This window comes from Embleya sp. L77, from assembly GCF_055557415.1.
The window spans coordinates 4,971,477-4,983,757 of record NZ_CM145709.1; the positions used below are offsets into that span (position 1 = coordinate 4,971,477).

At 71.0% G+C, this 12,281-nt stretch carries 14 protein-coding genes; 7 read left to right on the forward strand and 7 right to left on the reverse strand.

Annotated features, from left to right (window positions below; all coding sequences use genetic code 11):
* Window positions 1-122 precede the first annotated feature (122 nt).
* The 3 genes from ACZOOI_RS21305 to ACZOOI_RS21315 all read left to right on the forward strand — a co-directional run bounded on the left by ACZOOI_RS21305 (window position 123) and on the right by ACZOOI_RS21315 (window position 3,952).
* Window positions 123-1,187 carry a C40 family peptidase gene (locus ACZOOI_RS21305; RefSeq protein WP_465277329.1) on the forward strand — a complete coding sequence of 355 codons (1,065 nt, stop codon included), beginning with the start codon at window positions 123-125 and terminating at the stop codon, window positions 1,185-1,187.
* Window positions 1,188-1,278: 91 nt separating this feature from the next.
* Window positions 1,279-2,667, forward strand: a complete 1,389-nt coding sequence (locus tag ACZOOI_RS21310) for a hypothetical protein (RefSeq protein ID WP_465277330.1) — start codon at window positions 1,279-1,281, stop codon at window positions 2,665-2,667.
* A 16-nt stretch (window positions 2,668-2,683) separates the two neighbouring features.
* Entirely contained in the window at window positions 2,684-3,952 is a 1,269-nt protein-coding gene (locus ACZOOI_RS21315; RefSeq protein ID WP_465277331.1) for a M48 family metallopeptidase, read from the forward strand.
* 30 nt (window positions 3,953-3,982) lie between these two features.
* Here the strand turns inward: ACZOOI_RS21315 and ACZOOI_RS21320 are convergent, their stop codons facing one another.
* From ACZOOI_RS21320 to ACZOOI_RS21330, 3 genes are all read right to left on the reverse strand, one after another.
* Complete coding sequence (locus tag ACZOOI_RS21320) at window positions 3,983-4,216, reverse strand: hypothetical protein (protein ID WP_465277332.1); 234 nt, start codon at window positions 4,214-4,216, stop codon at window positions 3,983-3,985.
* Window positions 4,179-4,604, reverse strand: coding sequence for a hypothetical protein (locus tag ACZOOI_RS21325; RefSeq protein ID WP_465277333.1), 426 nt, complete (start codon window positions 4,602-4,604; stop codon window positions 4,179-4,181). The genes ACZOOI_RS21320 and ACZOOI_RS21325 overlap by 38 nt, the downstream gene beginning before the upstream one ends.
* Before the next feature lie 88 nt (window positions 4,605-4,692).
* Window positions 4,693-4,857: a hypothetical protein gene (locus ACZOOI_RS21330; RefSeq protein WP_465277334.1), complete on the reverse strand. Its 165-nt coding sequence runs from the start codon at window positions 4,855-4,857 to the stop codon at window positions 4,693-4,695.
* Window positions 4,858-4,997: 140 nt separating this feature from the next.
* Here ACZOOI_RS21330 and ACZOOI_RS21335 point away from each other — a divergent pair, with 140 nt between their 5' ends.
* From ACZOOI_RS21335 to ACZOOI_RS21345, 3 genes are all read left to right on the forward strand, one after another.
* Window positions 4,998-5,717, forward strand: a complete 720-nt coding sequence (locus ACZOOI_RS21335) for a helix-turn-helix domain-containing protein (protein WP_465277335.1) — start codon at window positions 4,998-5,000, stop codon at window positions 5,715-5,717.
* Between the two features lie 115 nt (window positions 5,718-5,832).
* Window positions 5,833-6,024 carry a DUF397 domain-containing protein gene (locus ACZOOI_RS21340; protein ID WP_465277336.1) on the forward strand — a complete coding sequence of 64 codons (192 nt, stop codon included), beginning with the start codon at window positions 5,833-5,835 and terminating at the stop codon, window positions 6,022-6,024.
* A gap of 15 nt (window positions 6,025-6,039) precedes the next feature.
* Window positions 6,040-6,231: a DUF397 domain-containing protein gene (locus ACZOOI_RS21345; RefSeq protein ID WP_465277337.1), complete on the forward strand. Its 192-nt coding sequence runs from the start codon at window positions 6,040-6,042 to the stop codon at window positions 6,229-6,231.
* Window positions 6,232-6,310: 79 nt separating this feature from the next.
* On the opposite strand, the gene ACZOOI_RS21350 is transcribed toward ACZOOI_RS21345, so the two are convergent.
* The 3 genes from ACZOOI_RS21350 to ACZOOI_RS21360 form a co-directional block, all read right to left on the reverse strand.
* Entirely contained in the window at window positions 6,311-7,495 is a 1,185-nt protein-coding gene (locus tag ACZOOI_RS21350) for an ArsA family ATPase (RefSeq protein ID WP_465277338.1), read from the reverse strand.
* A 7-nt stretch (window positions 7,496-7,502) separates the two neighbouring features.
* Complete coding sequence (locus ACZOOI_RS21355; RefSeq protein WP_391582680.1) at window positions 7,503-7,937, reverse strand: SRPBCC family protein; 435 nt, start codon at window positions 7,935-7,937, stop codon at window positions 7,503-7,505.
* A gap of 126 nt (window positions 7,938-8,063) precedes the next feature.
* Window positions 8,064-8,831, reverse strand: coding sequence for a metallophosphoesterase family protein (locus tag ACZOOI_RS21360; RefSeq protein ID WP_465277339.1), 768 nt, complete (start codon window positions 8,829-8,831; stop codon window positions 8,064-8,066).
* Between the two features lie 356 nt (window positions 8,832-9,187).
* On the opposite strand from ACZOOI_RS21360, the gene ACZOOI_RS21365 reads away from it, so the two are divergent.
* On the forward strand, window positions 9,188-10,993 hold the full coding sequence (locus ACZOOI_RS21365) for an AMP-dependent synthetase/ligase (protein WP_465277340.1): 1,806 nt from the start codon (window positions 9,188-9,190) through the stop codon (window positions 10,991-10,993).
* A 102-nt stretch (window positions 10,994-11,095) separates the two neighbouring features.
* Here ACZOOI_RS21365 and ACZOOI_RS21370 read toward each other — a convergent pair whose 3' ends face one another.
* Window positions 11,096-12,244, reverse strand: a complete 1,149-nt coding sequence (locus tag ACZOOI_RS21370) for a glycosyltransferase family 4 protein (RefSeq protein WP_465277341.1) — start codon at window positions 12,242-12,244, stop codon at window positions 11,096-11,098.
* Window positions 12,245-12,281: the final 37 nt, after the last annotated feature.

Genomic DNA, 12,281 nt, shown 5'->3' on the forward strand with positions numbered 1-12,281 from the left:
GAAATTCGCGGATTGATTTGAAGCGATCGCGTTTGGGTGGCTAGGGTCACCGGTCGAGCGCCCGCGCACTCGACCGTCCGATCCGGACGGCGGGTAGCCGGGCCCGGAGAAGGAGCCCGCCGGTGGCGTCCCATCGCAGGTCGAAAAGGGCCGGCAATACCCGGATCAGCGTGCTGACCGTCGCCGCCGTCACGGCGGTGGCGTTCGGGCCGAACGTCGCGCACGCCGACCCGGCGCCGACCGCGGAGCAGGTGCGGCAGCAGGTCGGCGAGCTGTACCGGCAGGCCGAGGTGACCACCGAGGAGTACAACGGCGTCGCCGAGCGGCAGTCCCGACTGCGCGAGCGGGTGGTCCGCGCGCAGGAGCGGATCGCCGACACACAGGCCGAGCTGGTGGCATTGCAGGGCGGCATGGGTTCGATGGCCGCGGCCCACTACCGCGCCGGTGGCATCGACCCCACGCTCGCGCTGCTGATGTCGGAGAGTCCGGACGAGTACCTGTCCCGCGCCGCCACCCTGGACCGGCTGGCCGACCGGCAGCGGCACGCGGTGGCGCGCGTGCAGTCCACCCGGCGTGCGCTGGAGCAGGAGCGCCGCGAGGCCACCGACACGCTCGCCGCCCTGGAGGCCGGGCGCAAGGAGCTCGCGGCGGCCAAGGCCGCGGTCGAGAGCAGGTTGGCGCGCGCCCGGGTACTGCTGAACACACTGGACGCGGCGGACCGCGCGGCGTTCCTGGCCGGGGACGAACCCGCCCGGGACGGCACCGGCCCCGACCGCGCCGCACGCGAGGACGTCCGGTCACCGGCGGCCGTCGTAGAAGCCGCGAAGTCGTCGATCGGCGGCCGGGCGGCGATCGCCGTGGCCGCCGCGACGAAGGCGCTGGGCAAGCCGTACGTCTGGGGCGCCACCGGGCCCGACGCGTTCGACTGCTCCGGTCTCACCGGCTGGGCGTGGCGGCAGGCCGGTGTCGCACTGCCGCGCACCTCGCAGGGGCAGGCCGGTGCGGGGCGGGCGGTCCCGCTCGCCGAGATCCAGCCGGGCGACCTGGTCGTCTACTACGGCGGAGCCGGTCATGTGGGCATCTACGTCGGTGCCGGACGCATCATCCACGCACCCAAGCCGGGAACCAACGTGCGCTACGCGCCGCTGAAGTCGATGCCGATCGCCAAGGTCGTCCGACCCTCCTGACCGGCCCCGCCCCGATCGGCGGCCCCGGTCGGGCGCCGGCCCCGGTCCGGTTCGGCCGGCCGTTCGCCGCGCCCACGTTACGATCGACGACGTGGATGACCCGAATCGGGCCGCGCGCCGGATCCGCAGCCTGCTGCCCGTCCTGGTCGTGTTGTGCGCACTCGCCCAGCTCGGGGCCGTCCTCGGGGTCACCCGGCTCGTCTCGGACACGGTGACCGACGCGCCCTCGCGACCGCGCGCCGGCGTCTTCGCCGGTCCCGGCCGGCCGTCCGCGGACGGCGGCGAACAACACGCCAACGCGCGCCGGATAGCGGTCGGCGCACTCCTGGAGCGGCGCTCGGCCGCGTTCCTCTCCCGCGACCGCGACGCGTTCGGTGCCACCCTCGATCCGCAGGACGCCGCGTTCCGGCAGTCCCAGATCGGCGTTTTCGACAACATCGCCGAGGTGCCGTTCGCGGGGTGGGAGTACGAGATCGTCACCCCCGACGCGTTCGACCTCTCCGCCGCGCGCAAGAGCGCACTCGGCGCGCCCACCTTCACCGCGCAGGTCGATCTGCTCTACCGGATCACCGGACACGACGTGGCCCCGGTCCGGGTGCCGCAGTACCTGACCTTCGTGCTGCGCTCGGGCACCTGGTACCTCGCGGCCGACACCGACGGTGCCGCGGCCGGGATGCGCACCCCCACCCAGGTGTGGGACCTGGGCCCGATCACCGTCGTGCAGGGCACGCACAGCACGGTGCTCGGCATCGGCACCCGGGCCGCGCTGCGCGAGTTCGCCGACACGGCGGACAAGGCGGTACCCCAGGTCAGCGCGGTCTGGGGGGAGTCCTGGCCGGGGCGGGCGGTGGTCGTGGTGCCCGGCACCCAGGCGCAGATGGCCCGGCTGCTCGGCGCCGAACCGAGCAAATATCTCAAGATCGCGGCGGTGACCACCGGTGAACGCGGCGCGGCCTCGGACGCGGCCGCCGCCGACCGGGTGATCGTCAACCCGGACGCCTTCCGCGAACTGGGCGACCTGGAGCGGCGGGTGGTGATGGCACACGAGATCACCCACGTGGCGAGCCGGGCGTTCACCCGGGCCTGGACGCCGACCTGGCTGTCCGAGGGCTTCGCGGACTACATCGGCTACCTCGAATCGGGGCAGACGATGCGCACGGCCGCGCCCGAGCTGCGGCGGGACGTGAAGGCGGGCAAGGTGCCCACGCAGCTGCCGGCCGACCCGAGCTTCGAGACCACGCAGGAAGACCTGCCCCAGGCGTACGAGATGGGTTGGCTGGCGTGCAAACTGATCGCCGAGCGGTGGGGGCAGGCCAAGCTGGTCGAGCTGTACCGTACGGTCGGCGCCGAGCGGCCGCCCGGCGTCAACGCGCCGGACGCGGCTTCGGCGCTCGCGTCGGCGATGGTGTCCGTCCTGGGCACCAATCCCGACGCCTTCACCAGGACCTGGCTCGACTACCTGCGGACGCAGGCCGGATGACGGGGGCACGGCGGGCATGTCGGTCCAGAGGTTGTTGCTGATCTGCCTGCTCTGCACGGGCGTGGTGCTGCTGGTGGCGGTCGTGGTGACCACTCCGTGGCGCCCACTGGCGGAGCCGCCCGGCGGCTTCACCCACCCGGATGCGGCCCGGGACTTCACCGCCGCCGAGATCGCCCGGGGCCGCTCGCTGGCCGAGGCCGCCCGGCCACCCGCGTACCTGTCCATGGCGCTTTCGCTGGTGGTCTCGCTCGTGCTCGGGCTGACGCCCGTCGGCGCACGCCTGATCGAGGCGGTGGCCCGACCGGTGGGCGGCGGATGGGTGTGGCGGATCCTGCTCGGCGGCCTGGCGCTGGCGCTGATCGGGCGGATGGCCACGCTGCCGTTCTCGGCCCGCTCGGAGGTGATCCGGCGACGGTACGGGTTGTCCGTGCAGTCGTGGGGGAGTTGGTGGCTGGACCTGGCCAAGACCTTCGCGATGTCCACCGGGCTGCTCCTGCTGGTCGTGCTGGGGCTGTACGCGCTGATCCGCGCGTTGCCCCGGGCCGGCTGGCTGATCGCGGCGGGCGCCGGCGCGCTGCTCGTGGTGGCTATCTCGTTCCTGTACCCGCTGGTGGTGGAACCCGCGTTCAACAAGTTCCACTCGATGCCGGAGGGGCAACTGCGCACGTCGCTGATGGAACTGGCCGAGCGGGACGGGGTGCCGGTACGGGACGTCCTGGTCGCGGACGCGTCCCGGCGGACCACCTCGCTCAACGCGTACGTGTCCGGGTTCGGCTCGACCCGGCGGATCGTGGTCTACGACACCACCGTGCGGGACGCGGACCCGCGCGAGGTGGAGCTGATCGCCGCGCACGAGTTGGGCCACGCCAAGCGCAACGACGTGCTGCACGGGACGCTGATCGGCGCGGCGGCGCTCGCGGCCGGCGTGTGTGCGCTGGGCCTGCTGATGACGTGCGGGCCGCTGCTGCGTCGGGTGGGCGCGGACGGTGCGGGCGACCCGCGCTCACTGGCCCTGCTGCTCGCGGTCGTCGCGGTGATCGGCACGCTGGCCGGTCCCGGCGAGATGTTGATCAGCCGGCGCCTGGAGGCCCGCGCCGACGTGCACGCGCTCGACCTGACCCGCGACCCGGACGCCTTCATCCGGATGCAGCACAGCCTGGCCGTGGCCAACCGCTCCAACGTCACCCCGAACCCGATCCTGCAAGTCCTGTTCGCCTCCCACCCGTCCGCCCCCGAACGCATCGCGCTGGCGCGCGATTGGGAGAAGCTGCACGGGAAGGGGTAGGGCGGGGCGGGGTCGACGCTCGCCGAGGTGCTACGGAGACAGGACGTCCACCACGGTGACGAGCAGTTGTGCGGCGGTGATCCGATAGACGACGAAGAGGCCGCCGCCGATCGTGGCTTCGCGTCGGTCCTTGGACCACGTGGCACTCGAACCGCTCCCGTACGGGTCCTGGGCGATGGTGGCCATGCCGGTGTCGAGGGCGGTCTGCTTGTGGCGTGGCAGCGCTTCACGGATCCGCTGTGCCCGTGGGGTGTACGTCACCATGTACCTCATCGGAGCTCCCCTCGGCCGCGCGCCGTTCCGCAGCGAACTCCTCGCTCCGGAGCCTTTCCTCTTCCGCGTACTCCCGGTGCAATTCCTCGACGGTGACCTCGCCCAGGATCAGTCGCCGCTCGTTCGTCTCCGCGCGGGCCTCGGCCCACGCGAAGCCTTCCTCGATCCGCTCGTTGCGCCGGGTGTCCCTGAAGGCCCAGCGGGCCAGAACGCCCACGAGGTCGCGGGCCTTGGTCTCGCCGACCTCCTTGTCGAACTGCTCTCGGTCCTCCGGCGGCAGAATCGCCCGGATGCCGTTGATGGTGGACGGTCGCGTCACCTCTTCGTCGTCGATCACCGTCCAGAAGTAGCCACCGTCCTCCGAAGGCCCTGGGCCCACGTGATCGCCTCCTTTCATCCGGTTGTTTCGTATCAGTGTGCTTCGACGCGAACTGCTCGTACAGGAGCGCATCGGGTGCGTCGGGGGCTCACGTGGTCGTGGCTCGCTCCGCGGTGCAGCAATCGCACCTGCACGGCGGGTCGTTCGCCGGATAGGCCGGACGCGGGTCGTCGGCGTATGCCTCGTAGTAGCGCGGCGGCTTGAGTACCTCGCGCTCGCCGTCGGCTTTGATCAGATAAACGGAAATGGTCATGCCACTCTTGCCTTGCAGGATGCCCATTGAAGTCGCTTCTTTCCCGGTGGATTTGCTGCGAAGTGACTCCCATGCAACCCGGCCGAAAGTAGCGTGGGAAGCATCTGCGAGCCGACAAGAAAAACCGTGGGGTGTGACGAGTGACCAAGCCGAAGGAACTGGATCCCACCCACTCGGCCCTGAGCTGCTTCGGCTACGAGTTGCGCCGCCACCGCGCTAAGGCCGGGAAGTCGCAGGCCGAACTCGCCGCGAAGGCCACCTGTTCGGAGTCCTTGATCGGCTTCTACGAGACGGCCGACCGACTGCCCAAGCTCTCGATCGTGGAGGTTCTGGACGAGTACCTCCAAGCCGAGGGAAGGCTGAATCGCCTGGGCAGCCTGGCCATCAAAGAAGCGAAGGCGCCACCGTCGTGGCTGCGCGATCTGATCGCCGCCGAAGCGATCGCCACGCGCATCCGAACCTTCGACGTCGACGTGATCCCCGGACTTCTTCAAGCACCGGGCTACATGAGGAAATTGTTCGAGGCTGCCGCGCCTCTCGATGTCTTGCGACGTCCCATCGAGGATCGGGTGGTGGAGCGAATCGCTCGTCAGGATGTCCTCATGCGCGCCAATCCGGCCCAGCTCTGGGCGGTAATCGACGAAGGCGCCTTCAGCAGACTCATGGCGATTCCGAGCCGGGATGTCGCTCTCGAACAGATCGAGCACATTCTTCGCATCGCCACGCTTCCGAACGTAACCGTGCAACTGCTCCCGCACTCGGCCGACTTCCATGCCTGCTCCGGCGCACCTCTGAAGCTTCTCAGCCATCCCGATCGAGGCGAGTACGCATACTTCGAGACGATGGGCGCGGAGACTTGATCAATGACACGGAGGCCGTCCAGGATTGCGAACGGAGATTCGACCTGCTTCGCACGGAGACGCTTACGCCCGCTCGTTCCATCATCTGGTTCGAAGATCGACTTACGGAGTTGTCATGAGCACTTCGCACCCCGCACCGCGCTGGTTCAAGTCGTCCTACAGCCAGGGAGGCGAAGGCGATTGCATCGAGACCGCCGGCCTGACCGACTCGATCGGCGTCCGTGACTCCAAGAACCTCGGCGTCGGACACCTCGTAGTCGAGCCTGCGGCATGGACGGCACTGATCGGTTCGATCAAGTCCCTATGAGCACTCGGAGTCGTCATGAGCGCTTCGCGTCCCACACCGCGCTGGTTCAAGTCGTCTTACAGCCAAGGCGGGGAGGGGAATTGCGTCGAGACCGCCGGCTTGACCGCCTTCGTCGGCGTCCGTGACTCCAAGGACCTCGCCGTCGGACACCTCGCCGTCGAGCCGGTCGCCTGGGCGGCGCTCGTCGCGTCGTTGAAGAGTCGCTGAGCCCACTCCCGGGCAAATCACGACGGCCCGGGGCGCGTTCGAGCGCGCTCCGGGCCGTCCCGTGTCGTTGTCGCGACCGCTACCGCGGCGGGCGCATCCATACCGCCGGGTCCGGGACGAATCGGATGCGGAGGACGCCGTCTCGCAGGCCCGCGCCCTCGATGACGCAGCGGCGCAGTGCCGACGGGAGTTTGAACAGGCGGCGGTTGGGGCCGACCGTTATCACGAGTTCGTCGCCGCGGCGCAGCAGGTCCAGGTCGTCGCGGTCGGTGCCCGGCAGGGGCAGCAGCAGCGACAGGCGGTCGCCGTCGCGTTCGATCAGGTGCTCGTCGTCGGTGGTTCCGCCCGGGCCGACCGGTGCGAAGTGGGCCGCCACGTCCGTGAGTTCGGCCGCGCCCAGTGGCTCGGCGGGCAGCATCGGGATCTGTGCCAGCGGCACCCGCGGGAACAGTGCGCACAGCGCGTCCACCGTCTCCCGCGCCACCTCGGCCCGGGAGCGCACCGCCGGATCGGGCGAGTCGGCCGCGCTCACCCCGTTCACGATGACGTCCTCGATCCGGTGGCCGTACAGCGCGAGCGCCGACGCGGCCCGCCGTGCCGCCGCCAGCGCGACCGTGCCGGGCCGGACCACCACGCGTACCGTCGTCGTCGGTGCGCTCACCAGCGACCGCAGCACCTCCAACTCGGTGCTCACCCGCCGAGCCGTGTCGTACACCCAGTCCTCGGGCATCGGCACCCCCGCGACCGCGGCCAGCACCGGTCGCAGTGCCCGGGCCGCCTGGCGCTCGACCGGCAACAACCGATCCAGGTAACGCGCCAGCCCCTCCGGCAGCGCCAGCGCCGGCACCGCGCGCTCGACGGCGGGCAGATCGACCACGATCAACTCGTAGCGCCGCGCGTTCACCGCCCGCGCGAGCGCCCGCAGCGCCAGCACGTCGCCGGCGCCGGGCAGCACGGTGATCTCCTCGGGATCCAGCGGATCCACCCCGACCACCGCGAGCGCCGCGCCCAACTGGCCCTGGACCAGCAGGAACTCGCGTTCGAACTCGGCCCGCGCGGCGACCCGCTGCACGGTCAGGTCCGGCAGCGCGTCGAACGGGTCCGTGCCCACCGGCACATCGAGCACCGCGTCCACATCCCGCGTGCCGTCGGCCGCGAGCAGCAGCGTGCGTCGCCCGGCCCGTGCCGAGGCCACCGCCGTCGCCGCCGCGACGGTCGTACGTCCGGCCCCCGGAAGACCGGTGACCAGCAGAACCCGCGTCACCGCCGGATCAGCTCTCGACGCGCTTCTTGAGCCCGGTCAGGGCGCGGTCGATGATGACCTTTTCCGCCTTGCGTTTGAGCATGCCCAGCATCGGGATCTTGACGTCCACGGTGAGTTCGTAGGTGACGTCGGTGCCGCCGCTGATCGGGCTCAGCGCGTAGCGTCCGTCGAGTGCCTTGAGCATCTGGCTGGTCACCAGGGTCCAGCGCACCTCGCGGTCGCCGTCCCACGTGTAACCCAGCACGTGCTCGTCGCTGATCACGCCGGCGTCGAGCTTGAACCGCACGCGCATCGCGCGTCCGGTCGCCTCGTCGACCTCGAGGACCTCGGTCTCCTTGACTTCGCCGGTCCACTCGGGATAGCCCTCGAACCCCGCGATGACGGCCATGACCTCGGCCGGCGTGGCGTCGATCGTGATGGTCGAGCTGGTCCGTTCAGCCATCGTGAGGAGTCCTCCGGAAGCTCGCGTAGCTGTTATGGCTGTCCTGGACAGACATCACCGGATGTCTGCGTACAACCGATCCGCTCGAAGGCTATCGTGCCCGACCTGCGCGTACGCGGCACCGGCTCACCAGCTGAGGACGTACGGTTTCCCGGTGGCCTGGAAATGCCCCACGTTGACGCATTCGGTGCGTCCGATCCGCATCCGCGCCCGCAGCGGCTGGTGCACGTGACCGAACAGCACCAGATCGGGTTGGGTCTCGTGGATGGCCCGCAACACCGCCTCGCTGCCGCGCTCGAACCGGCGGGCCACCACGTCGTAGGTCAGGTCCGGCACGGCGGGCGGGATGTGGCAGCACAGCACGTCGACCCGACCGACCGCGGCGACCTTGGCCGCGTACTCCTCGTCGGAGATCTCGTACGGCGTGTGCATCGGTGTGCGCAGCCCGCCGCCGACGAAGCCGAAGGTCCGGCCGCCGATCTCGACGACCTGGCCGTCGAGCACGGTGACCCCTTCACGCGCGTAGTCGGGCCACAGGTCGGGCACGTCGACGTTGCCGTAGGTGACGTAGGTCGGCGTCGGGAAGGCCGCGAACAGCGCCGCGTACTGCCGGCGCACCGCCTGCTCTATCGCCGCGCGGGCACCGCCCGGCACGCCCGCCCACAACGACCCGGAGAACGTCCGGGCCTCGGTGAACCGGCGGGCGTTGCGCAGCGCGAGCAGCCTGCGGGTGTTCTCCACGCCGAACAGGTCGGTGAAGATGCCCCGGTCGAGGTCGTGGTAGTCGAGGAAGAGCACCAGATCGCCCAGGCACACCAGGGCATCGGCGCCGTCGCCCGCGTGGGCGAGCGCCTCGGCTGCGCCGTGGACGTCGCTCACCACGTGGACCCGCATGCCCGTCACTGTACTGACGGCGCGGAACCGAAACCGACGGCGCGTCGGGGTTGCCTCCGTCACACCCGTGCCTCACGGCGAATCGATACTCTCGACATGGACCACCGAATCGGGACGGACGGGCCGTCGGTCCGCGGACGGGTTCGGCGTGGATCCGGCCCTGCGGCTGTCCGTGGCGTGAGACGGGGCACAGGATCCTCGTGACCTCTGTCCCCCGGACCTACTTGCCAGTAACGTCTGCCCCCGTCAACGACACGCCGGCGACATCGACAGACGACACACAGACAGACACAGACACAGACAACGGCAAACGGCAGCGCCGAACCCCGGCGCCGAGACCGCAACGAGGAGCATCAGTGCGCGAGTGCAGCGTCCCGGCCCTGGCCGAGGTTCCCGCCGAGGGCAACCTGACCGACCTCATCAAGCGCAACGCCGCGGAGGCACCGGATGCCGCGGCGCTCGCCCGCAAGGTGGGCGGACGCTGGACCGATGTGACCTCGACCCGGTTCCTGGCCGAGGTGTACGAGGTCGCCAAGGGCCTGATCGCGGCGGGCATCGAGCCCGGCGACCGGATCGGCCTGATGTCGCGCACGCGCTACGAGTGGACGCTGCTCGACTTCGCCATCTGGTGCGCCGGCGCCATCTCGGTGCCGGTGTACGAGACCTCCTCGGCCGAGCAGCTCGAGTGGATCCTGTCCGACTCGGGCGCGCGTGCGGTGATCGTGGAGAACGCGGCGCACGAGGGCGCGGTCGAGCGGGCCCGGGAGCGGCTGCCCGAGCTCAAGCACGTGTGGCGGATCGACGAGGGCGACGGCGAGTCCGCGGTGGCCGCGCTCACCGCCGGCGGGCGCGACGTGGCTGACGCCGTGGTCGAGGAACGCAGCGCGACCCTGCGCGCCGACTCGGTGGCGACCGTCATCTACACCTCCGGGACCACCGGGCGGCCCAAGGGCTGCATCCTCACGCACGGCAACTTCCAGGCCGAACTGGGCAACGTGGTCGCCCTCCTGGACCGGCTGTTCATCCCGGAGAAGTCGAGCTGCCTGCTGTTCCTGCCGCTGGCGCACGTGCTCGGCCGGATCCTGGAGATCGGCTGCATCATGGCCCGCGTGCGCGTCGGGCACTGTCCGGACGTCAAGGACCTGACCAAGGAACTCGCGTCCTTCCAGCCGACCTTCGTGCTGGCGGTGCCCCGCGTGTTCGAGAAGGTCTACAACGCGGCTTCGGCCAAGGCGCAGGCCGACGGCAAGGGCAAAATCTTCGACATGGCCGCCGACACGGCGATCGCCTACAGCGAGGGCATGGACGCGGCGAGCATCAGCCTGGGCCTTCGGCTCAAGCACAAGGTGTTCGACAAGCTGGTCTACGGCAAGCTGCGCGCGGCGCTGGGCGGCCAGGCCACCCACGCGATCTCCGGCGGTGCGCCGCTGGGCACCAGGCTCGGCCACTTCTTCCGCGGCATCGGCTTCACCGTCCTGGAGGGCTACGGCCTGACCGAGACCTGCGCCGCGCACACGGTCAACCCGGCGGTCGGGATCCGGATCGGCACGGTCGGGCGACCGGTGCCCGGCTCGGCGGTACGCATCGCCGAGGACGGCGAGATCCTGGCCAAGGGTCCGAACGTGTTCACCGGCTACTGGAAGAACGAGGCGGCCACCGCCGAGGCGTTCGAGGACGGCTGGTTCCGCACCGGCGACATCGGCGTGCTGGACGACGACGGCTTCCTGACCGTGACCGGGCGCAAGAAGGAGATCCTGGTCACCGCGGGCGGCAAGAACATCGCACCGGCCGTGATCGAGGACCGCATCCGGGCCCATCCGCTGATCAGCGAGTGCATGGTGGTCGGCGATCGCCGACCGTTCGTCGGCGCGCTGATCACCATCGACCCGGAGGCCTTCCCGACCTGGAAGGAGCAGCACGGCAAGCCCGCCGACGCGACCGTCGCCGACCTCGCGGACGACCCGGACCTGCTGGCCTCCGTCCAGGACGCGATCGACGAGGGCAACAAGGCCGTCTCGCGGGCCGAGGGCGTGCGCAAGTTCCGGGTGCTGACCATCAACTTCACCGAGGAGAGCGGCCACGTGACACCGTCCCTCAAGCTCAAGCGCAATCTGGTGCTGCGGGACTTCGAGCAGGACATCGAGAAGATCTACGAGGGCTGAGCACCCGGGCCGAGCCCGAGCGGCGTCGTGCGCCGGCGTTCACCACACCGAAGGCGGCCGGTCCGGGGATTCCCGGGCCGGCCGCCTTCGGCACGTCGTGCGTCAGCTCGCCCACTCCGGATCCAGCAGCCCGCGCAGCCGCCCCGACAGCAGGTCCCAGCGCCACTCCCGCTCCACCCAGCGCCGCCCCGCCGCGCCCATCCGGGCGGCCTGCGCCGGGTCGGCCAGCAGGCCCGCCACCCGGTCCGCGACCGCGGCCGGCGAGCGACCGTTCACCACGTACCCGGTCTCCCCGTCCAGGACCGCGTCCGGCGCACCGCCCGAGTCGCCCGCCACCACCGGTCGGCCCACCGCGGATGCCTCCAGGTAGACGATGCCCAGGCCCTCCACGTCCAGCCCCCTGCGCCGGGTCCGGCACGGCATCGCGAACACGTCGCCGGCCTCGTGGTGCGCGGGCAACTCGGCCCACGGCACGGCGCCGGTGAACACCACCGAATCGCGCACGCCGACCTCGTCCACCATCGCCTCCAGCCGGTCCCGGTACGGCCCGGCGCCGACGATCAGCAGCGCCGCATCCGGCACCCGGCGCCGAATCCGCGGCAGCGCCTGGATCAGGACGTCCTGGCCCTTGCGCGGGACCAGACGCGACACGCACACCACCACCGGCCGATCGCCCAGCCCGTGCCGGGCGCGCACCTCGGCTCCGCCCACGTCCGGGCGGAACACTTTCTCGTCCACGCCGGGCGGCAGTTGCACCATCCGGGCGGCGGCGGCCGGGCTGAGCGCGGGGGCGATCCTGCCCCGGGTGTATTCGCCCAGGTAGGTGACGGTGTCCACCCCCTCGCCGATCCGGCGCAACAGCTGCCGCGCCCCGGGCAGCACCGCCCAGCCCGCCTCGTGTCCGTGGGTGGTGGCCACCAGCCGCTCGACGCCGACCGCGCGCAGCTGCGGCGCCATCAGGCCCAGCGGCGCCGCCGCGCCGAACCACGCGGTGTCACAGCCCTCGGCGCGCGCGATCTCGCGGGCCCGGCGCACCGCACTGGGCGTGGGCACCAGCATCGGCGTGCGGTCCCGCACGACCGGGAAGGGCTGCTCCGCGTCGAACGCGGCCATCTCCGCCCGGTCCTTCCACGACGACGTGTAGACCACGACGCCGTCGGCCGGCAGCCGCAGGGCCATGGCGTGCACGAAGGACTGGATGCCGCCGGGGCGGGGCGGGAAGTCGTTGGTGACGATCAAGGTCTTCATCACGATCGAGGATCCCAGATCGGGGGATCGGGAATCCCGC

What these genes read in the sequence shown, in the direction of transcription:
- ACZOOI_RS21315 (WP_465277331.1), top strand. Translation starts at nt 2,684, where the DNA reads ATGTCGGTCCAGAGGTTGTTGCTGATCTGCCTGCTCTGCACGGGCGTG.
- ACZOOI_RS21320 (WP_465277332.1), bottom strand. Translation starts at nt 4,216, where the DNA reads ATGGTGACGTACACCCCACGGGCACAGCGGATCCGTGAAGCGCTGCCA.
- ACZOOI_RS21330 (WP_465277334.1), bottom strand. Translation starts at nt 4,857, where the DNA reads ATGACCATTTCCGTTTATCTGATCAAAGCCGACGGCGAGCGCGAGGTA.
- ACZOOI_RS21340 (WP_465277336.1), top strand. Translation starts at nt 5,833, where the DNA reads ATGAGCACTTCGCACCCCGCACCGCGCTGGTTCAAGTCGTCCTACAGC.
- ACZOOI_RS21345 (WP_465277337.1), top strand. Translation starts at nt 6,040, where the DNA reads ATGAGCGCTTCGCGTCCCACACCGCGCTGGTTCAAGTCGTCTTACAGC.
- ACZOOI_RS21355 (WP_391582680.1), bottom strand. Translation starts at nt 7,937, where the DNA reads ATGGCTGAACGGACCAGCTCGACCATCACGATCGACGCCACGCCGGCC.
- ACZOOI_RS21360 (WP_465277339.1), bottom strand. Translation starts at nt 8,831, where the DNA reads ATGCGGGTCCACGTGGTGAGCGACGTCCACGGCGCAGCCGAGGCGCTC.